Source organism: Latilactobacillus sakei subsp. sakei DSM 20017 = JCM 1157, assembly GCF_002370355.1.
GTDB classification, from domain to species: Bacteria; Bacillota; Bacilli; order Lactobacillales; family Lactobacillaceae; genus Latilactobacillus; species Latilactobacillus sakei.
Genome location: NZ_AP017929.1, coordinates 1,677,339 through 1,697,810, shown reverse-complemented (window position 1 = coordinate 1,697,810; position 20,472 = coordinate 1,677,339). Strand labels below are relative to the sequence as shown.

General features: G+C 40.7%; 23 protein-coding genes and 1 other annotated feature (1 of these 24 cut by a window edge). Of the genes, 22 read left to right on the top strand and 1 reads right to left on the bottom strand.

Features of this window, described 5'->3' with window-relative positions; translation table 11 throughout:
- Positions 1 to 28 precede the first annotated feature (28 nt).
- The 7 genes from LEUCM_RS08480 to LEUCM_RS08450 all read left to right on the top strand — a co-directional run bounded on the left by LEUCM_RS08480 (position 29) and on the right by LEUCM_RS08450 (position 6,067).
- On the top strand, positions 29 to 553 hold the full coding sequence (locus LEUCM_RS08480) for a DUF3013 family protein (protein ID WP_016264899.1): 525 nt from the start codon (positions 29 to 31) through the stop codon (positions 551 to 553).
- 63 nt (positions 554 to 616) lie between these two features.
- Complete coding sequence (prmA, locus tag LEUCM_RS08475) at positions 617 to 1,519, top strand: 50S ribosomal protein L11 methyltransferase (RefSeq protein ID WP_011374441.1); 903 nt, start codon at positions 617 to 619, stop codon at positions 1,517 to 1,519.
- A gap of 11 nt (positions 1,520 to 1,530) precedes the next feature.
- A complete protein-coding gene (locus LEUCM_RS08470) occupies positions 1,531 to 2,286 on the top strand; it encodes a 16S rRNA (uracil(1498)-N(3))-methyltransferase (protein ID WP_016264901.1) in 756 nt (251 codons plus the stop codon).
- A 39-nt stretch (positions 2,287 to 2,325) separates the two neighbouring features.
- Positions 2,326 to 2,670, top strand: coding sequence for a hypothetical protein (locus LEUCM_RS08465; RefSeq protein ID WP_025015844.1), 345 nt, complete (start codon positions 2,326 to 2,328; stop codon positions 2,668 to 2,670).
- Between the two features lie 80 nt (positions 2,671 to 2,750).
- On the top strand, positions 2,751 to 4,982 hold the full coding sequence (locus LEUCM_RS08460; protein WP_025015843.1) for a RelA/SpoT family protein: 2,232 nt from the start codon (positions 2,751 to 2,753) through the stop codon (positions 4,980 to 4,982).
- Positions 4,983 to 4,994: 12 nt separating this feature from the next.
- Positions 4,995 to 5,441 (top strand): D-aminoacyl-tRNA deacylase, encoded by a 447-nt coding sequence (gene dtd, locus LEUCM_RS08455; RefSeq protein ID WP_016264904.1) that lies wholly within the window; start codon positions 4,995 to 4,997, stop codon positions 5,439 to 5,441.
- Entirely contained in the window at positions 5,441 to 6,067 is a 627-nt protein-coding gene (locus tag LEUCM_RS08450) for an HAD-IA family hydrolase (RefSeq protein WP_016264905.1), read from the top strand. Before dtd ends, LEUCM_RS08450 begins: the two co-directional genes overlap by 1 nt.
- A 37-nt stretch (positions 6,068 to 6,104) precedes the next feature.
- On the opposite strand, the gene LEUCM_RS08445 is transcribed toward LEUCM_RS08450, so the two are convergent.
- Positions 6,105 to 6,491, bottom strand: a complete 387-nt coding sequence (locus LEUCM_RS08445) for a DUF3397 domain-containing protein (RefSeq protein ID WP_025015842.1) — start codon at positions 6,489 to 6,491, stop codon at positions 6,105 to 6,107.
- 97 nt (positions 6,492 to 6,588) lie between these two features.
- On the opposite strand from LEUCM_RS08445, the gene LEUCM_RS08440 reads away from it, so the two are divergent.
- The 15 genes from LEUCM_RS08440 to LEUCM_RS08370 all read left to right on the top strand — a co-directional run bounded on the left by LEUCM_RS08440 (position 6,589) and on the right by LEUCM_RS08370 (position 20,356).
- Positions 6,589 to 6,711 carry a DUF4044 domain-containing protein gene (locus LEUCM_RS08440; protein ID WP_011374448.1) on the top strand — a complete coding sequence of 41 codons (123 nt, stop codon included), beginning with the start codon at positions 6,589 to 6,591 and terminating at the stop codon, positions 6,709 to 6,711.
- A 260-nt stretch (positions 6,712 to 6,971) separates the two neighbouring features.
- A complete protein-coding gene (mraZ, locus tag LEUCM_RS08435; protein WP_011374449.1) occupies positions 6,972 to 7,403 on the top strand; it encodes a division/cell wall cluster transcriptional repressor MraZ in 432 nt (143 codons plus the stop codon).
- Between the two features lie 14 nt (positions 7,404 to 7,417).
- The gene (gene rsmH / locus LEUCM_RS08430; RefSeq protein ID WP_016264907.1) at positions 7,418 to 8,374 is read left to right on the top strand and encodes a 16S rRNA (cytosine(1402)-N(4))-methyltransferase RsmH; all 957 of its coding nucleotides are present in this window, start codon (positions 7,418 to 7,420) and stop codon (positions 8,372 to 8,374) included.
- Positions 8,375 to 8,385: 11 nt separating this feature from the next.
- Positions 8,386 to 8,760 carry a cell division protein FtsL gene (ftsL, locus tag LEUCM_RS08425; protein WP_016264908.1) on the top strand — a complete coding sequence of 125 codons (375 nt, stop codon included), beginning with the start codon at positions 8,386 to 8,388 and terminating at the stop codon, positions 8,758 to 8,760.
- The gene (locus LEUCM_RS08420) at positions 8,757 to 10,895 is read left to right on the top strand and encodes a penicillin-binding transpeptidase domain-containing protein (RefSeq protein WP_025015841.1); all 2,139 of its coding nucleotides are present in this window, start codon (positions 8,757 to 8,759) and stop codon (positions 10,893 to 10,895) included. The genes ftsL and LEUCM_RS08420 overlap by 4 nt, the downstream gene beginning before the upstream one ends.
- A gap of 32 nt (positions 10,896 to 10,927) precedes the next feature.
- Entirely contained in the window at positions 10,928 to 11,890 is a 963-nt protein-coding gene (mraY, locus tag LEUCM_RS08415) for a phospho-N-acetylmuramoyl-pentapeptide-transferase (RefSeq protein ID WP_016264910.1), read from the top strand.
- A 15-nt stretch (positions 11,891 to 11,905) separates the two neighbouring features.
- Positions 11,906 to 13,270: a UDP-N-acetylmuramoyl-L-alanine--D-glutamate ligase gene (gene murD, locus LEUCM_RS08410; protein WP_016264911.1), complete on the top strand. Its 1,365-nt coding sequence runs from the start codon at positions 11,906 to 11,908 to the stop codon at positions 13,268 to 13,270.
- 15 nt (positions 13,271 to 13,285) lie between these two features.
- Complete coding sequence (gene murG / locus LEUCM_RS08405; RefSeq protein ID WP_016264912.1) at positions 13,286 to 14,386, top strand: undecaprenyldiphospho-muramoylpentapeptide beta-N-acetylglucosaminyltransferase; 1,101 nt, start codon at positions 13,286 to 13,288, stop codon at positions 14,384 to 14,386.
- Between the two features lie 74 nt (positions 14,387 to 14,460).
- Positions 14,461 to 15,267 (top strand): cell division protein FtsQ/DivIB, encoded by an 807-nt coding sequence (locus LEUCM_RS08400; RefSeq protein WP_096695400.1) that lies wholly within the window; start codon positions 14,461 to 14,463, stop codon positions 15,265 to 15,267.
- A gap of 129 nt (positions 15,268 to 15,396) precedes the next feature.
- Positions 15,397 to 16,707, top strand: a complete 1,311-nt coding sequence (gene ftsA, locus LEUCM_RS08395) for a cell division protein FtsA (protein WP_011374457.1) — start codon at positions 15,397 to 15,399, stop codon at positions 16,705 to 16,707.
- A 27-nt stretch (positions 16,708 to 16,734) separates the two neighbouring features.
- Positions 16,735 to 17,973 (top strand): cell division protein FtsZ, encoded by a 1,239-nt coding sequence (gene ftsZ / locus LEUCM_RS08390; RefSeq protein ID WP_011374458.1) that lies wholly within the window; start codon positions 16,735 to 16,737, stop codon positions 17,971 to 17,973.
- 15 nt (positions 17,974 to 17,988) lie between these two features.
- On the top strand, positions 17,989 to 18,423 hold the full coding sequence (locus LEUCM_RS08385) for a cell division protein SepF (RefSeq protein ID WP_011374459.1): 435 nt from the start codon (positions 17,989 to 17,991) through the stop codon (positions 18,421 to 18,423).
- Complete coding sequence (locus LEUCM_RS08380) at positions 18,424 to 18,708, top strand: YggT family protein (RefSeq protein WP_011374460.1); 285 nt, start codon at positions 18,424 to 18,426, stop codon at positions 18,706 to 18,708. It begins immediately after the preceding gene.
- 1 nt (position 18,709) lies between these two features.
- Positions 18,710 to 19,498 carry a YlmH family RNA-binding protein gene (locus LEUCM_RS08375; RefSeq protein WP_016264915.1) on the top strand — a complete coding sequence of 263 codons (789 nt, stop codon included), beginning with the start codon at positions 18,710 to 18,712 and terminating at the stop codon, positions 19,496 to 19,498.
- Positions 19,499 to 19,531: 33 nt separating this feature from the next.
- Entirely contained in the window at positions 19,532 to 20,356 is an 825-nt protein-coding gene (locus LEUCM_RS08370; protein ID WP_025015840.1) for a DivIVA domain-containing protein, read from the top strand.
- Positions 20,334 to 20,472: a binding site (T-box leader), on the top strand; it runs 71 nt beyond the window's last position. It overlaps the preceding gene by 23 nt.

Sequence of the window (20,472 nt, the reverse complement as noted above, 5' to 3'; positions counted from 1 at the left end):
GTGTTCGGCTGTTATTGATAGCCGATGAATGAACAAATTAAAGGATACGGTGACAATTATGGTCGAAAAAAACATGTTAGAATTTTTTGAAGCAGAATTAGATGATTTACAATTTAGCGGCGATATCAACATCAACTGGGATAAACAATCACGGGCGATCGAATTAGAATTCACGTTAAATGTGACGAAGAGCCAAGAATTGGCTGTCGAAGATCAAAATGGCGAATTAAATGAATCAGATGAAATTAGTTATGAAGATGCAATTTTATTCTTCGATGAAAGCAAAATCGACGGTTTTGAATATGCTGATAACTATTTAGCTGTCATTCCATTTTCTGGCCGCCAAGGTTTGAATGCCCAAGTCGGGCGTGGTGTTTTCAATTATCTCCAAGACCTATTAGATGACGGCGAAGATCACTTAGCTGCCTTTGTAAACGATGAATCAGATGACGAAACATTTATCTTGGACTGGGATGACACGGTTTTCCAAGCAACCGTTGCTCAAGCCAGTGATGACTTAGCTAAAAAATACTACACTTACCCTAAATACTAAGAATAGATTTCAGCGACAGGTCAAATTCTTTTGGCCTGTTTTAATCATTAAGGAGCAGAATACATGGAATGGACGAAAGTCACAGTTGCAACTGTCAATGAAGCAGTTGAAGCGATCGCAAATATTTTAACCGAAGCTGGCGCCGAGGGCATTCAAATTGAAGACGCCTCAATTAACGATACTTTAGTCGGAGATGTGGCAGCAGTCAGTGCCTTTTTCCCAGAAACGGTTTTTGTTCCTGAAAAGTTACCGTTGATTCGTCAACGCGTGTTACAACTCACGGAATTCGGCTTATCAATTGGTGAAGGTAGCGTTAATCTACAACAAGTGGCCGATGATGATTGGGCAACTGCATGGAAAAAGTATTATCAACCAACCCGTCTAACCCGTTTCTTAACGGTTGTGCCCAGTTGGACGGATTACCAACCAACAGATGAACGTGAAGCTTTAATCCGAATGGATCCAGGGATGGCTTTTGGTACTGGGACGCATCCTACGACGCATCTTTCAGTACAAATGTTAGAAATGGTTTTACGCGGCGGTGAACAATTGATCGACGTTGGGACAGGTTCTGGTGTCTTGAGTATTGCGGCAGCTCATTTAGGTGTTCAAGATATTCGCGCGTACGATGTAGATCAAGTCGCAGTGGATGCCGCGGTGGCTAATTTTGATTTGAACCCCGTTACACAAGGCATCATTGCCAAACCAAACGATTTATTACACGGCATTACTGGTGCGGCTGACGTAATCGTCGCCAATATGTTACCAGTGGTCTTAGTGCCCCTGATTCCACAAGTGCCGGCCTTATTAAAAGAAGGCGGCCACTTATTATTGGCTGGGATTATCACTGAAAAAGAAGCAGTCATTCGCGAAACGTTGAGCGCTAACGGCTTAATGGTTGAAGAAAGCCTTCATATGGGTGATTGGGTCGGCTTGATTACGCGGCTAAAGACGGACGAAGATTAGAGGTCAAATGAATGCAACGTTATTTTATTGAAGAAACCGTGAAGGTTGATCAATCATTACAATTAACCGGTGAAACGGCGCATCATATGCTCAAGGTGATGCGTATGCAAGTTGGCGATCAGATTGAAATCGTGACGCCAGAAGAATTAGCTTTTATCGCACAATTGCAATCAGCAGATGCGACGCAAAAACAAGCGACTGTGACAGTTGAATCAGCCGTGGAAACAGATGTTGAGCTGCCGATTGAAACGACGATTGTCTGTGGCCTTTCTAAAGGTGATAAGACCGATTGGATCGTTCAAAAGGGGACGCAATTAGGCACACATCGCTTTATCTTTTGTAATAGTCAATTTTCAGTAGCGCGTTGGGATGCTAAAAAGCAGGTGAAGAAACTAGCGCGTCTGCAAAAGATTGCCCAAGAAGCGGCTGAACAAGCGCATAGAACCCATGTGCCAGTGATTGAATGGCGCGCGAGTTTAACGGCAATTGCTGAAGAATCAGCGGACATTAAATTAGTGGCGTACGAAGAATCAGCAAAAGCCGGTGAACACGGCCAATTGGTTCAAAGCCTACAATCAGCGCAACCAGGGCAAAGTTTAATCTGTGTTTTTGGGCCAGAAGGTGGCATTGCACCAAAGGAAATTGAGGCCTTACAAGCAGCAGGTTTCTTGTTAGCTGGTTTGGGACCACGAATTTTACGGGCCGAAACAGCACCGCTATATCTACTAAGCGCAATTTCATATGTGACAGAATTGAGTACTTTATAGTATGATAGGTAATAATAATTTTTATAGAGGGGCTTCACAATGGATAAAATTAAAAATAATCGCTTTTTAAAGCAAGTTTGGGTCCGTTACTTCTTAGTAGCGTTACTCCTTGCCGTTGTATTGCCACTCGTTTTCGGTTGGTTATCAATTAGTAAAACGTGGCGCATTGGGTTGCTGTTTATGGCAATTAATGGCTGTGCAGCCTTTTTCATCGGCTATCGCATTCAGAAAACACACGCCCCTTGGTATAATATTTTTTATCTGCCAGTTTTATTTGCCTTAATGGTTGTTGTCCGCTTCGCAGATTATAATTATTGGTTTATCCCAATTTACTTCTTATTAAGTTATTTGGGTATTAATACTGCGTACGAACGTCGCAAATAAAACTGACTCGACAAACTGTTGAGCCAGTTTTGTTGTTTAAAAAACAAATTTTAGTAGAGTCGGAATTGGAGTTGGGCAAGATGTCAGAAGAAAAAGTGATTTCACAGCAAGAAGTGATCCAGCTATGTCAGAAATACATGAATGCTGAGCATCTTGCTTTCGTGCAAAAGGCGTATGATTTTGCAGCGTATGTGCATAAGGAACAAGTACGTCAATCAGGTGAACCGTACATTATTCATCCGATTCAAGTCGCAGGTATTTTAGCAGAATTGAAGATGGATCCGGCGACAGTTGCGTCGGGCTATTTGCATGACGTCGTTGAAGATACCAATATTACCTTAGGTGATGTGCAAGAGATGTTTGGCCAAGATGTGGCAGTCATTGTTGATGGTGTGACGAAATTAGGGAAAATTAAGTATAAATCGCATCAAGAACAACTCGCTGAAAATCATCGGAAGATGTTGTTAGCGATGGCCAAGGATTTACGGGTCATTATGGTAAAACTAGCCGATCGTCTGCATAATATGCGCACGTTAAAGCATTTGAAACCCGAAAAACAACGGCGGATTGCTAATGAAACGTTGGAAATTTATGCGCCATTAGCTGATCGTTTAGGGATTAGTAAGATTAAGTGGGAACTAGAAGATATTTCGCTACGCTATCTTAACCCACAACAATACTATCGGATTGTTCATTTGATGAATTCTAAGCGGACACAACGTGAAGCTTATATTCAAGAAGCAATTGAAGACATCAAGGATTCAGTTGCCGATTTGGACATGAACTACGAAATTTACGGTCGTCCTAAACATTTATATTCGATTTACCGCAAGATGCGCGATCAACACAAGCAATTCGAAGAACTCTATGATTTACTCGCAATTCGGGTAGTGGTTGACTCGATTAAAGATTGTTACGCTGTTTTAGGCGCCATTCACACTAAGTGGAAACCAATGCCCGGTCGTTTTAAAGACTATATTGCAATGCCCAAAGCGAATATGTATCAATCGATTCATACAACGGTGATTGGTCCTAAAGACAAACCACTTGAAGTACAAATCCGGACGCAAGAAATGCACAACGTTGCTGAATATGGGGTTGCGGCACATTGGGCTTATAAAGAAGGCGTTAAGGAACAAATTAAGATAGATGAATCAGGCCGTAAGTTAGATTTATTCCGTGAAATTCTAGAAATTCAAGATGCCTCAGATGATGCATCAGAATTTATGGAAAGTGTCAAAGGCGATATCTTCAGCGACCGCGTCTACGTTTTCACCCCTAGAGGCGATGTTTACGAGTTGCCAAAAGGCTCGGTACCAATTGATTTTGCCTATCTCGTGCATACGGAAGTGGGTAATCATGCGGTTGGTGCTAAGATTAACGGCAAAATCGTCCCATTAAATTATCAATTACGTAACGGTGATATTGTGGAGATGTTAACCTCAACTAGTGCGACACCAAGCCGGGATTGGATTAAGTTAGCTTTCACAGCCCGTGCTCGTAATAAAGTAAAACGGTACTTTAAAAAAGAAGATCGTGATGAAAATGTTGAAAAAGGCCGGACAGCAATTGAACATTTGTTGTTAGAACAAGGTCATACTGTGAAGGCACATCTGAACAAGGATAGCTTAGCAATCATTTTGCCGCACTTTAATTTTAATTCAGAAGAAGAATTATTTGCAGCGGTGGGCTTTGGTGAAATCTCAGCACAAGCGGTCTTGAACCGATTAACGCTTAAGGAACGTCGTGAAAAAGAAGAGAATGAACAAAAGGCACTAGAAGCTGAAATTTTATCGGCCAAGGATTCTCAAAAACCAGGTCAAAAGGCTGCTGGTAGTCATATTACGATTAAGCATGAAGACGGCGTCATCATCGAAGGTGTCGATAATGTGTTGGTACGCTTAAGTAAGTGCTGTAATCCAGTACCTGGCGACGATATTGTTGGCTATGTGACAAAAGGGCGTGGTGTTTCAGTCCATCGTCGTGATTGTCCAAATATCGTGGATCGTGCCGATATGAACAGTCGACTAACGGAAGTCAGTTGGGAAAATACGTCCGCTAAACATGATCAACTCTACGATGCCAACTTAGAGGTCTATGGTTACAATCGGGGCGGTTTATTAAACGATGTCTTACAAGTGTTGAATGCACACAGCAAACAACTCAACAATGTCATGGGGCGGATTGACCATGATAAAATGGCTGATATTCATGTGACGGTTGGGATTCACAATATTGATCATCTCGAACGGATTATGGAAGCCGTTAAAAATATTCCAGATGTTTACGAAGTTAAACGAGTGCAAGGATAGGAGTCGTTAATCATGAAAGTAGTCTTACAACGTGTTAGCCAAGCAAGTGTCACAATTGAAGAACAAGTCGTTGGTCAAATCAACAAGGGCTTTTTACTGTTAGTTGGCATTTGCGATGACGATACAGAGGCCGATTTAGATTACCTCGTCAAAAAGATCAGTCAATTACGGGTTTTTGAAGATGAAGCAGGGAAGATGAATTTGGCGTTAGGGCAAGTTGACGGTGCCATTTTATCAGTATCGCAATTTACGTTATATGCCTCAACCAAGAAGGGGAACCGGCCTAGTTTTACAGGGGCGGGGCAACCTGATTATGCGCAAAAAATGTATCATTTATTTAACCAAAAACTAGCGGCTACTGGGATTACTGTTGAAACGGGTGAATTTGGGGCGGATATGCAAGTCGCCCTTGTCAACGATGGTCCGGTGACGATTTTATTTGATACGAGGGATAATTAATGGCTTATCAAAATGCAATTTGGGACTTTGATGGGACACTCTATGATACCTATCCAGTAATGTTAAAAGCGCTCGTTGCGGTTTATCAGCAACAACAAGTACCAGTTGATCAGGATGCTTTGTACAAAGCGATTAAACAAACATCAATTAAAAAGATGTTACAAGCATTAGCCGATCAAACGGGGACTGCATTTGCGACATTAGACCAACAATATCATCAACTCGAGGCGAAGACGCAAATTGCACCGCAACCTTATCCAGGGGCGGCGGCTATTTTAGAACGGGTTAGTCAGACCGGGCGTAACTTCTTGATGACGCATCGTGATACAGCGGCTCAAAAATATTTGGCGGAACATCATCTCGACCAGTATTTTACGGAGATTGTCACTAGCCAAAACGGGTTTGCGCGCAAACCGGCGCCGGACAGTTTGAATTACCTCTGCGATCGTTATCAATTAGATAGAGCGAAGACAGTTATGATCGGCGATCGCGCGTTGGATATTGAAGCCGGGATTAACGCTGGACTTCAAACGGTTTATTTTGACGTTGATTGCTTACTAATTACGGCGCAACCGACAGTGACGATTACTGATTTATCGATGCTGATTGATTATTTCAATAAATGATATCAAAAAAGTCGCATGCCAATTTGGCGTGCGACTTTTATTTTACAATCAATGCGATAACGAGAAAGGTAAGGTACCAAGCGCCTGACATTAATAAGACATAGCGCCACCAGCTTTTGAAAAACTTGCGGGGATAAAGCGCATGGTCGTAATAAAACCGCGTTAGACTCCAAATGATGCCCCATACGCAGATGACCAAGCAGAAATACCAACCAGCTTTGTTGAAAAATGGTTGGCTAAGCGCGATGGCACTTATTAAAAATGGCACGGGTAGCCAGTCGACAAAGTGAAGTTGTTTTTTGAAAAAGCGTTGCAATACAAGATTTAAGCCGTAACCGATGGCTAAACAAATTAACGGTAATAGAATAAAGAATAACGTAGCCGTAAATGGCATTTGAATCACCTCGAAAGTTAATATCCCCATTGTACCGTCTTTCTGAAAAGATAAAAAGGACTAAGTTGCACTTTGCATTGATTCGGTGTAAACTGCTGATAAGAAAAAAGACTAGGTGGTGGAATCGTTGAAGAAACAAACAAGTACTTTTAGTCGGATAACCAAGATTTTTGTTTGGGTTATGTTAATCGCCACAGTAGGCTCTGTTATTTTTGGCTCATTGGCAGCAACCGGCGTCTTAAACTTCTAAAATTAATTAAATGATTGGTCTAGGGTATTTTGCCCTAGGCCTTTTTTGTTGTGGTTCGACGATCTATTTAAGGGTTGTTCACTAGTGAACGAGATGTCGTTAATAGGCAGTGCTATTAAGGTGCAAAATGGTTATGGCTAGTGGGTTAGTGGGAATAAATCCTAAAAGATAAGATTTTGGTTTTTTTAGTCAAAATGTGGTAGAAAGTGGGGGATTATGGTAGACTAAAATGAATTGAGGTGGGTAAAGGGGTGAAGTATATGTTCATGGGTGAATTTCATCACACAATCGACACGAAGAACCGATTGATTGTACCAGCCAAGTTCCGGGAAGCATTAGGAACTGAATTCGTGTTGACCCGTGGTATGGACAATTGTATCTTCGGTTACCCACTCAGCGAATGGGAACAGTTGGAAGAGAAATTAAAACAACTGCCACTCGCTAAAAAAGATGCACGTGCTTTTGTGCGTTTTTTCTACTCAGCTGCGGTGCAATGTACCCCGGATAAACAGGGCCGCATTATGATTCCCCAAGCATTATCAACCCACGCTTCTTTAGAAAAGGAATGTGTGCTGATTGGGGTTTCCAATCGAATCGAAATTTGGAGCCAAGAAAAATGGGCGAGCTTTAGTGAAGAAGCTGAAGAAAATTTCGATGACATTGCTGAAAATATGTTAGATTTTGATTTTTAAAGGATGGTAACAATATGACAGAAACATTTAAACATCAAAGTGTTTTATTAAAAGAAACGGTTGATGCCTTAAATGTTCAGCCAGACGGGATTTACGTTGATGCAACACTAGGTGGTGGTGGTCATAGTGAATACTTATTGTCACAATTAACAACCGGACATCTTTATTCATTTGACCAAGACGACCACGCACTTGAAAGTAGTCGCCAACGGTTAGCGAAGTATGCGGATGCAGGACAAGTGACATTTATCAAGAGTAATTTTCGATTTTTGAAAACAGCACTCGCTGAACAAGGCATCACGAAGATTGATGGTATTTTATACGACTTAGGTGTTTCATCACCACAGTTTGACGATGCCCAACGCGGCTTCAGTTATAAAAAAGAAGCGCCACTCGATATGCGCATGGATCAAGGCGCCGAGTTAACAGCGTATACAGTCGTTAACGAATGGTCTTACCAACAATTGATTAAAATTTTCTTCAGATATGGTGAAGAAAAATTCTCAAAACAAGTCGCACGTAAAATCGAACAACAAAGAGAAATTGCACCCATTGAAACGACAATCCAATTAGCAGATTTAATTAAAGAGGCAATTCCGGCACCGGCAAGACGGACGGGTGGGCATCCAGCTAAGCGGATTTTCCAAGCAATCCGAATTGCGGTTAATGATGAATTAGGCGCAATTGAAGATTCAGTTGAACAAGCCATTCCATTAGTTAAAGTGGGTGGTCGAATTAGCATCATTACGTTCCAATCATTGGAAGACCGTTTAGTCAAAACAATGTTTAAGGAACAAGCGACATTACCAGATATTCCTAAGGGATTACCGATTATGCCGGGCACCGAAAAAACCGTTTTAAAACTGGTTAATCGCAAACCAATCCTACCAACAGAAGACGAGTTAACGGTTAACCACCGGGCACACAGTGCTAAGTTAAGAGTAGCTGAAAAACAAAAAGAAATAGACTAGAAGGAATGATTATGATGGCAACCAATGCAGCTCGCCAACTAACGACCCCAGAAAGTATTCCGAGTCAGGTTCAAGAACCTGCTCGTCAATCAGCGCAACAAACAACTCAAAAAGTAGCTTATTCAACACTTGAAAAATTAGCCGTTACCGTAATCGGGATTGCTTTTTTTGCAATGCTAGTAAGCTTACTCTCGACTAAAATCGCGGTGGTTAATGCACAACGGACATTAGAAAATACCACTCAAGATATGAGTCAAACACGTGCTAAAAATAATGATTTAAAACAAGAAATCGGGGAATTAACAAGCTCCGACCGTTTAGATGCCTTTGCTAAGAAAAATAATCTGAAATTAAACGAAAACAATATTCGGAATGTGGCTAAATGAGAAATTTATTTAGGACACATAGGAGTCCACGACAGAATCGACGCATATTTGGCGAAGTTTTATTGCTGATTATCGCGGCGATTTTTCTGATTTTCATGGGTCGTTTTGCGTACATCGCCGCAACCGGGCATATTGCGGGTGTTGATTTAACTAAACGATCGAACAAGAAATATGAAGGCGACTCCGTGATTCGGGCACAACGGGGCACAATTTATGATTCATCAGGCAATGTTTTAGCACAAGATACCAACGCCTATGCCGTTTATGCGGTTTTGAGTCATGATTATGTGACTGCGGATAAAAAGCCATTATACGTAGCAGATAAGAAGAAAACAGCAAAGGCGCTCAGCAAGTACCTCCCAATGAGTGAAGCTAATATTTATAAGCAATTGACGCCTAAAAATAAAGCTGTTTACCAAGTTGAATTTGGGAGTGCCGGGCAGAATTTATCACTCAGCATTAAACGAAAAATTGAAAAGCAACATTTGACCGGGATTTACTTTAAAGAATCACCAACACGCTTGTATCCTAATGGGACTTTTGCATCGCACGTTGTGGGGATTGCACAAACGCCTAAAGGTTCAGAAGATAGTGGTAGTCAAGATTTAGTTGGCGTCATGGGGGTTGAGAAGTATTTCAACGAACAATTAACGGGTCAAGATGGCTATAAGAATTTGACGAAGGATTCGTATGGCTATTCGATTAATCAGAACAAAAACAAAGTCAAAGCCGCTAAGAACGGTCAAGATGTGTATTTAACACTAGATTCACGGATGCAATCCTATCTAGAAAGTCTGTTGAGTAAAGTTAATAAGAAATATCAACCGGCTAGCATGAACGCCGTTTTAATGAACGCTAAGACCGGTGAAATTTTAGCGGCCTCACAACGACCAACTTTTAATGCAAGTACTAAAAAAGGTATTGGTGATGTTTGGCGCGATACTTTGGTCGAAGATGGTTATGAACCTGGTTCTGTTTTGAAGATTGCGACGTTATCAGCTGCGATCGATTCAGGTCACTATAATCCAGATCAATACTATAAATCGGGTTCTGTGTTGGTCAGTGGTAAGAAAATTAGTGATTGGCAGACCGCTGGGTGGGGGATGATTCCGCTCAACCAAGCGTTTGCCCGCTCAAGTAATGTTGGGATGGTCAAATTAGAACAGGAAATGGGTGCCAAGACTTGGAAGTCCTATATTGAAAAATTTGGCTTCCTCAAGAAAACGGGTATCGAATTACCAGGTGAGACGGCCGGCACCTTGCAATATGAACGACCACTTGATCAGGCGACGACTTCGTTTGGGCAAGGGATTAACGTCAATGTCATGCAGATGTTGCAGATGACAAGTGCCATTGCTAACAATGGGACAATGATTAAGCCGCAAATTTTGGCAGGTGTTGGTCAAGAACAACAAATCACACCGATTAAAGCCGGTAAACCAATCAAAGCCAGCACGGCTAAGAAAGTCATGCAAAATATGGAAGACGTCGTTTATAAAGATTATGGGACTGGTCAGGTTTACCAGATTCCGGGCTATAAAATCGCGGCTAAAACCGGGACGGCGCAAATTACGGGTCCTAACGGTGGCTATTTAACTGGTGCAAGCAACTATATCTTCTCAGTATCGGGAATTGCACCGGCAGATGATCCTAAATACATTTTATATATCACAATGAAGCAACCGGGTAATATGACGGATAGTGCGGAAACCATTTTATCGCAAGTCTTTAATCCAATGATGAAACGGGCGCTAGAGTATACGAAGGAAGCCGAAAAAGATAAGCAACAACAAGTTAAAGTCGCTTCGGTCTTGAGTCAATCAACAAAGGATGCGCAAAAGAAACTAGAAGCGCAAAACCTAAAGACAACATTGGTAGGTAGTGGTAATCTCGTCGTGCAACAATTACCAAAAGCCGGCAGTGTCATTTTGCCGAACCAACGGGTCTTGTTGATGACCAACGGCGCGATGACGATGCCGGATGTTAATGGTTGGTCAAAAAATGACTTACTAAAACTAGCGCAATTAACGGGGATCGATGTGGATATCAAAGGCAGTGGTTATGCTTATCATCAAAGTCTAGCGGTTAATAGTTTGTTAGACGGCGTCAAGCAAATTAAGGTACAATTAAAATAGTCAAATAAGAGTGGATTAAAGGAGTTTATATCATGTTAACGGGACAATTTTTAATACCCCTAATGAGTGGGTTTGTGATTACGGTGATCTTCATGCCGTTATTCATCGGTTATTTACGGTTTAAAAAAGAGGGACAAACAATTCGTGATGAAGGTCCTAAGTGGCACGCTAAGAAAAACGGTACACCAACGATGGGTGGGTTGGTGTTCATCGTTGCCGCAGTAATTTCTAGTATCTGGGTCGCTATCTGGTTGCAACAATTGACCAATAGCTTATGGATCGCATTATTCATCCTAGTACTATATGGCTTACTTGGTTTTTCAGATGACTTTATCAAAGTCTTCAAAAAACAAAACCTTGGTTTGCGGGCTTGGCAAAAATTAGCTGGTCAAATCTTGGGTGGCGCAGTTTTCTTAGCGGTTTATTTCCACGAAGGTTTCAGCCACGCACTGAACATACCGTTAATCGGTACAATTTCTAGCAGTTGGTTCTTTAGTTTATTTATCATCGTGTGGTTGGTTGGCTTTTCAAACGCGGTTAATTTAGCGGATGGGATTGACGGCTTGGTTGCTGGTTTGGCAATTGTGTCATTTGCAACTTATACGATTATTGCTTTTAGACAAAATCAAATCGATGTTGCGATTTTTGGCTTAACAATTATTGGGGGCTTGATTGGATTCTTAATCTTTAATCATAAGCCAGCTCAAATTTTCATGGGTGACGTTGGTTCATTAGCCCTTGGTGGGGCGTTGGCAGCCATGTCAATTCTCTTACACCGTGAATTCTCACTATTATTAATTGGCCTTGTTTATGTCATTGAAACGGCCAGTGTGATGCTCCAAGTTGCTTCATTCAAACTATTCCATAAACGTATCTTTAAAATGAGTCCCATCCACCATCACTTTGAAATGTCTGGTTGGAGCGAATGGCGTATTGATATTAGTTTCTGGGTATTCAGCATTATCTGTTCAACAATTTATCTGTTAATTTTTTAGAAGAGGGCGAATTCGATGAGAACCATCGCAACATATCAAAATCAATCTGTTTTAGTATTAGGACTAGGTAAAAGTGGCGTTAACGCTACTAAACTATTATTACAATTAGGCGCAAAAGTTACTGTTAATGATGGCCAAGATCAAGAGGACACACCAGCAGTCGCTGAATTACGGGCGCTTGGTGCAACTGTCATTACGGGTAGTCATCCAGTTGCTTTATTTGAAGAAGGGTTCCATTACCTCTTTAAAAACCCAGGAATTCGCTATGATAATCCAATGGTGGCAGAAGCCATCAAACGCGAGATTCCCGTCTTGACAGAACCAGAATTGGCTTATGAAGTTTCTGAAGCTGACTGGGTGAGTGTGACTGGCTCAAACGGGAAAACAACTACGACGACTTTAATCGCCTTAATGTTGAACTATCAACGTGCACAAGGACATGCATATGCCGCCGGAAACATTGGTATTCCGTTGAGTGAAGTCGCTCAAAAAGCAACGGCCAAAGATACAATGGTCACCGAATTATCAAGTTTTCAATTGATGGGGACAACAACTGTTAAACCCAAGGTAGCAGTCTTAACGAATATCTACGAAGCACATCTCGATTATCACGGGACACGTGAAAATTACGTGCAAGCTAAGATGCGGATCGTCCAAAATCAAACAGCTTCTGATTACTTTGTTGTGAACTGGGACTTACCAGAATTAAGAACCTTAAGCCAACAAACCAAAGCGCAAGTTGTGCCATTTTCTAGATTAGGCACTTCTGAAGAAGGGGCCTATGTCAAAGATGGCCAACTATGCTTTAAAGGTGAAGTCATCATGCCAGTTACAGATATTAATGTCCCTGGCGATCACAATGTTGAAAATGCCTTAGCAGCATTGGCAGCCGCTAAGTTAATGGGCCAATCAAACGAAGCGATTATTGAAGTCCTAACGACCTTTACAGGCGTTAAACACCGGATGCAATTCGTTAAAGAATTCGCAGGGCGTCGTTTCTATAACGATTCAAAAGCCACAAATATGGAAGCGACAGAGGTTGCCTTGAAGAGTTTCAAACAACCCATCGTTCTCATTGCTGGGGGCCTTGATCGTGGCTTTACGTTTGAACCATTAACTGCTTTATTGAAAGCCCATGTCAAAGCGATTATCCTTTATGGTGAAACTAAGCAGCTGTTGGCACAAACGGCCAAAGAAGCCGGAATTGAAACGATTGAAATTGTCGATCAACTAACTGAAGCAGTACCCGCAGCTTACGCGGCAAGTCAAGAGGGTGATGTGATCTTATTATCACCTGCTTGTGCCAGTTGGGATCAATTCAAAACGTTTGAAGAACGCGGCGATGTCTACATTGATGCGGTTGAACAAATTACAGAATAAATTGGAGATTTAATAATGAGAGTAATGATATCTGGCGGTGGCACAGGTGGCCACATTTACCCAGCACTAGCCTTAATTGAACGTCTAAAACAACGTGGTTTGTTAGATGCTGTATTATATGTCGGAACAGAACGTGGTTTAGAAAGTAAAATTGTGCCTGATCAGGGCATTGATTTTAAAACACTTGAGATTCAAGGGTTTAAACGCTCAATGAATCTTAATGGGATTAAAACTAACCTTAAAACAATCGAATTATTCATGAGCAGTATTAAGTCCGCTAAAAAAATGATTAAAGAATTCAAACCAGATGTTGTCATTGGGACCGGTGGTTATGTATCAGGGTCACTTTTATACGCCGCAAGTCGTTTAAAAGTACCAACGATTATTCATGAACAAAATTCAGCAGCCGGTGTGACGAATAAATTCTTAGCGCGGTTTGTTGATAAAGTGGCGATTTCTTTTGAATCTGTTAGCGACCAATTTCCAATGCACAAAGTCGTTTTAACAGGGAATCCTCGGGCCCAACAAGTGGCCGGAATGGTCCCAAATGAACGCCTAAGCGAATTTGGTTTAAAAACGGATAGTCCAACTGTCATGATTTTTGGTGGTAGCCGGGGCGCCCCAAGTATCAACAAGGCGTTTATTGATGCGGTGCCACTTTTAAACGAACGTGACTATCAAGTCCTATTCGTTTCTGGTCAAGTCCATTACGAAAATGTACAAGCAGCTTTAGCCAATACTACTTTAAATAGTAATTTGGCGTTCGTGCCTTACATTAGCAATATGCCAGAAGTTTTACCTGACTTGAAGGCAATTGTCGGCCGGGCTGGTGCCACTAGTCTTGCCGAAATTACGGCATTAGGGATTCCATCTATTTTAATTCCTAGTCCATACGTGACAAATGACCATCAAACTAAAAATGCGCAAAGTTTAGTGAAAGAAGACGCCGCTATTTTAATTCCGGAATCAGAATTAACGGGTGATAGTCTTGTCAAAGCACTAGATACATTATTTGAAACACCAGAAAAACAACATGCAATGGCTAAAGCCGCTAAGAAGAGTGGTATTCCGGATGCATCAGACCGGATTATTGAGGTCATTGAAACGATTATTTAATTGTAGAAAGAAGCGTGTGACTTGAAAAATAAAAAAAGCAGCTCGGGTCACATGATCCGCTACAGTTATTAAAGGTGTGGCGCGCCTATCAGATTAAGCGGTGGAAACGACAGCGTCGACAACGTTTAAAACCAGGGCGCCCAACAATTACCAATCAACTACCACAGCTCAAAAAACAACGTGGTAAAAAGATTAGATGGCAACTAGTAGTCATTCTAGGGATTTTTACTTTAGGGAGTTTGACTGCAACTTATTTCATTTCAACAAAAAGTGATATTCAACAGTTAGCCGTTAACGGCACAAAGTCGGTACCCGATCAACAGGTCATTAATGCAAGTGGGATTCAGCTTGGCGATGATGTGTTGTGGCAATTAATGCACCACACGAAAGCTAAGAATAATATTCAAACGAAATTACCTAAGATTAAACAGGTTAGCTTGCAAGTGAGCCAAATGAATCACGTTGCAATCAATGTTTCAGAGTATAAGACAGTGGGGTATATGTTTAAGCATAAGCAGTATTACCCAATTTTAGAAAACGGCACTATTTTGAAAACGAAAATGACTCAGTCATTAGGGAATAGTCCGGTTTACAGCCATTTTAAAAATGATCGTTATTTGAAACTGGGTCTTAAACTCTATAATGATATTCCTGATAGCATTCAAAGTGCGGTTTCTGAGATTCGTTTAACGGCACAAAATGATAATCCTTATCAAGTTCACTTATATATGAATGATGGTAACGAAGTAATTGGTGATTTAAGAACATTGGCCAAAAAAATTAAATATTATCCTGTTTTAGTGAAACAAATGGATGGCAAGGGTAAAATTGACCTTGAAGTGGGTGCGTATTCAAAATTATTTAAGCAATCGAAGTCGTAATCGCTTAAATAATTAGTTAACGGGCTTCAAATAACATTCTAAGGCTTTCTAAACCTAGTCGAAATGTGGTACTATTTAGCATAGGAATCATTTTATTCTAATTGAATGCAAGGAGGTTCCACATATTTAATGGAGAATTCAAAAATATATGTTGGGCTTGATGTTGGAACTACTTCAATTAAAGTTATTGTTGCAGAATCAATGAATAAACAATTAAACGTGATCGGTGTTGGGTCGGCAAGATCTAATGGGTTGAGTCGCGGCACAATTGTTGATATTGATCAAGCAGTTTCCGCTATTCAACAAGCCGTTCAACAAGCAGAGCAAAAAGCAAATATTGAAATTACACAAGTTGTCGCAGGTATTCCAGCTAATCTATTACAGATTGAAGAATGCCAAGGCATGATCGCCGTTTCTGATCAATCAAAAGAAATAACAAGTCAAGATGTACAAGATGTTGCAAGCGCCGCTTTAGTGCGGAACTTACCACCAGAACGTGAGATTTTAACGGTCTTACCAATGCAGTTTACTGTAGATGGTTTTGACGGAATTAAAGATCCTCGCGGGATGATGGGTGTGCGTCTTGAAATGTCAGGAATTTTATTCACGGCACCTAAAACAATGATTCACAACTTAAAGAAATGTATTGAAAAAGCAGGTCTTGAACTCTCACAACTGGTCGTTAATCCATTAGCATTAGGTAAATTAGCGTTATCAGATGGGGAACAAGACTTTGGCGCAATTATTGTTGATCTTGGTGGTGGTCAAAGTACCGCTGCAGTTATTCATGATCATCAATTAAAATTTACTGCAATTGACCAAGAAGGTGGCGACCACATCACCAAAGATATTTCAGTGGTCTTAAATACATCAATTGAGAATGCAGAAAAAGCTAAACGTGATTATGGGAATGCGGATTCACTAGTTGCTTCAGAGGAAGAACAAATTCCAATCGAAGTCGTGGGTCAAACAGCGCCGATTCAAATCACTGAGAAGAAACTAGCTGAAATTATCGAAGCACGTATGATGCAAATCTTTGATCGTCTCAAGACGGCCTTGGATAAAGTCAATGCGTTCGATATGCCGGGCGGAATTGTCATGACCGGCGGTGTGACAGCTTTACCTGGAATTGTTGATTTAGCACAGGAAGTTTTTAATTGCCCTGTTAAACTCTACATTCCAGATCAAATGGGATTACGTCATCCTTCGTTTGCGCAAGGGTTAAGTTTAATTAACTACATAGCTAACTTGACGGAAGTGGATTGGCTGGTTCAAAGTGCGCTTGGCAATGTCGAGCAATTTGAAGCACGTCAAACAGCGACGAAGTCAACTGCTAAGACTCAAGCGACACCTAAAGAAGCACCACAAAAGAAACATAAAACTGAATCAAAGCATACATTCGAAGGCCTAAAAAGTTTCTTTAGTAACTTTTTTGAATAGGGCTAGTCGTTACAGGAGGAAAAGCATATGGAATATTCATTAGATGCGGAACAAGAAAACAATGGCGCAGTTATTAAAGTAATTGGTGTCGGCGGTGCTGGTGGCAATGCCGTTAACCGAATGATCGATGAAGGCGTTAAAGGCGTTCATTTTATCGCGGCTAATACTGACGTACAAGCGCTTGAAGATTCAAAAGCAGAAACAAAAATCCAATTAGGACCTAAATTGACACGCGGTTTAGGTGCAGGTTCAACACCTGATATTGGTCAAAAAGCTGCCGAAGAAAGTGAAGAAGTTTTAGCAGAAGCCTTAAAAGGCGCTGATTTAATCTTCGTTACTGGTGGTATGGGTGGCGGTACTGGTACCGGTGCAGCCCCAGTTGTTGCTAAAGTCGCTAAAGACTTAGGCGCATTGACTGTTGGTGTTGTGACACGTCCATTTACATTCGAAGGCCCTAAACGTGGTAAAAACGCTGCTTCAGGGATTGCTGAATTAAAACAACATGTTGATACATTAGTCATTATTGCTAATAACCGTTTACTTGAAATTGTTGATAAGAAGACACCAATGTTGGAAGCTTTCCACGAAGCTGATAATGTTTTACGTCAAGGGGTTCAAGGGATTTCAGACTTAATCACATCACCTGGTTATGTCAACTTGGATTTTGCTGATGTTAAAACAGTAATGGCAAACCAAGGTTCTGCCTTGATGGGGATTGGTTCAGCTACTGGCGAAAACCGGACAGCAGAAGCAACGAAGAAGGCTATTTCATCACCATTATTGGAAGTTTCAATCGATGGCGCAGAACAAGTCCTCTTAAACATCACTGGTGGCCCAGACTTGTCATTATTTGAAGCACAAGATGCTGCTGGTATCGTTCAACAAGCTGCAACAAGTGAAGTCAACTTAATCTTCGGGACATCAATCAATGAAAATCTTGGAGACGAAGTTGTCGTAACTGTGATTGCAACTGGGATCGATAACGATGGTAAAACACCAAAACGTCCAGAAGCTGCTCAAACAACAAGTCAACCTGTACAACCTAGTACACCTAAACAAACAACTAATGACGATCCTTTCGGCAATTGGGACATGCGTCGTGAACCTAATCCACGCGAACAAGCGAAAGCTACTGAAAAATTTGATGAAGTTGAAAAGAAAGACTTCGACATCTTCAAACGAACAGCACAAGTAGACAGTGACGCTGTGGATACAAAACAAGATAACAATGATGTACCCCCATTTTTTAAACGACGTCGTAAATAATTAGGAGGATGACTGATGGCTGGTAAATTTAGTTTCAGTAATTTTTTCGGCATGACAGAAGATGAAGATTATTCGACTGATCTGCAAGGAACCAAGACAACTGATGAAGTCAGTCCAACATCACGTCCGGATAATATTATTTCAATGACCGCCGCAGGCAATGCTAAGATGAATAAAATCGTACTTTGCGAACCACGTATTTACTCTGACGCTAAAAAAGTTGGTAAGCATTTACTCGAAAATAAAGCCGTTATTGTTAATTTTACGAGAATTGAGGGTGCACAAGCGTCACGCATAATTGATTTTCTGACCGGGACAGTTTTCGCAATTAATGGTGAAATTCAACGGGTCGGTGAACAAATCTTTTTATGCACGCCACCAAACTATGAAATTGACGGTAATCTATCCGATATTATCGATCAAAATGATTTTGATTCTGAGGTGAACTAAGTGCAATTTGTAATCTATTTATTAATGTTCCTAATGCAAGCCACAAGGATTTATGTGGGCATCATCTTTATTTATTGTCTATTAACTTGGATTCCAGGTGCGATGGATTCTAAATTAGGTCAGCTACTTGCGAGATTGGTTGAACCCTTCTTAGGGGTTTTTGACCGGATCATACCAGCAATTGGTGGTATTGGTTTTTCCGCCATCATTGCTGGCTTTGTCTTGTATTTAGTCGAACGTGGCTTAGGGACGATTATTCAAATCTTAGCCATGAGGTATTACTAAGATGGCTGATAACGAAGCTGTTTATCAGCACTTTAGAAAAAGTGAAGCGCCATTTGTTGCACAAGTTCTTGATTGGATTGAACAAGCAACAACTGAATACCGTGCAATATTAACGGATTTTTTAGATCCTAGACAGGCTTACATTCTACAAACCTTAATTGGTGAAAAGGGTGAGCTTAAATACCATTTCAGTGGGGGCTACAATGCTGCTGAACGACAACGTGCGTTGATTGCACCAACTTATTTTGAACCTGAGGAAGCCGATTTTGAAATCCAACTCTTTGAAATTCGTTATCCAATTAAATTTGCACAGCTTTCGCATGGTAAGATTTTAGGAACATTGGTCAACGCTGGTATTGATCGAAACGTGTTTGGTGATATCATGACGGATGGTCAACGGTGGCAATTTTTTGTCACAACTAAGATGGCTGACTATGTGGTGAATCAGATTACGAAGATTGGTAAAGTTACTGTTCACCTTGAAGAACAAGCCTATACTGAGTTGATTATCCCCAGGGATGCTTGGCAGTTTGAACAGCTATTAGTCAGTTCATTCCGACTAGATACGATTATCGCGGCAGTTTATAATATGTCACGGCAACGTGCTAAAGAGCTTGTTCAAGGTAATAAAGTGAAATTGAATTGGCAAGCCTTTGATAAGCCTGATTTTGAATTAGACTTATTAGACATTATTTCTGTCCGTGGCTATGGGCGTATTCAGCTCAAATCAATTGATGGTCAAACGCGTAAAGAAAAATACCGTGTGACACTTGGTATTCTAAGAAAATAATAGAAATGTTGAAAATGACGGAGGGATTTCAGAATGGTTTTAACACCTTTAGATATTCATAACAAAGAGTTCGGCAATAAGATGCGGGGATATAATCCTGATCAAGTTAATGACTTTTTAGACCAAGTGATTAAGGATTACGAATCAGTTTTAAATGAAAATGATGCTTTAAAAGCAGAACTAAAATCAAGTGATGAAAAGGTCACTTACTTTAACGAATTAAAAGATGCCTTGAACCAATCAATTATTGTGGCCCAAGAAGCAGCCGATAAAGTTAAAGAAAATGCTAAAAGAGAAGCTGAAATTATTCAAACTGAAACAGAAAAGAATTCTAAATCAATGTTGAATGATGCGACTGAAAAAGCCAACCACATTATTGAAGATGCAACTGAACGTGCTAAACAAATCGCCATCGAAACAGACGATTTGAAGAAACAAACACGCGTTTTCCGTCAAAGATTACAAGTGATGCTCGAATCACAATTGGAAGTTGTTAAGAGCCCCGAATGGACAGACCTATTATCTAAAGATGATTTAGCTGGTCATGAAGCATTATCTGCAGAAATTGACCTCACAGACCTTGACAGCAAGAAGCATAATCTAGTAGACTCAGAGACAGTAGTTAAACCATGGGATGATATTACGACTGATGACTTTTCTGATCAAACAACCCATACGATTGTTTTCCCTGATGATAAGTTACCAGAAGTAGCTGATGAAGAAGCACCTGAAGAACCAGTCATTAAGGCCGATACTTTAGATGATGAAATTCAATCAGAAGAAACTCATAATGGCTATGGCTATAATCCAATCGAAGAAGACGATAGCGAACCATTAACAGACAATAACAAGAATTAACAAATTAAATAACATTTAAGCGAGCCAACGACTGGTGGAAGGTTGGTAATGCTCTATTTAGTGTGTATCACCTTGTTGTTTTTCAGATGAATCAAGTAGTTTGGAACGGCCAATGC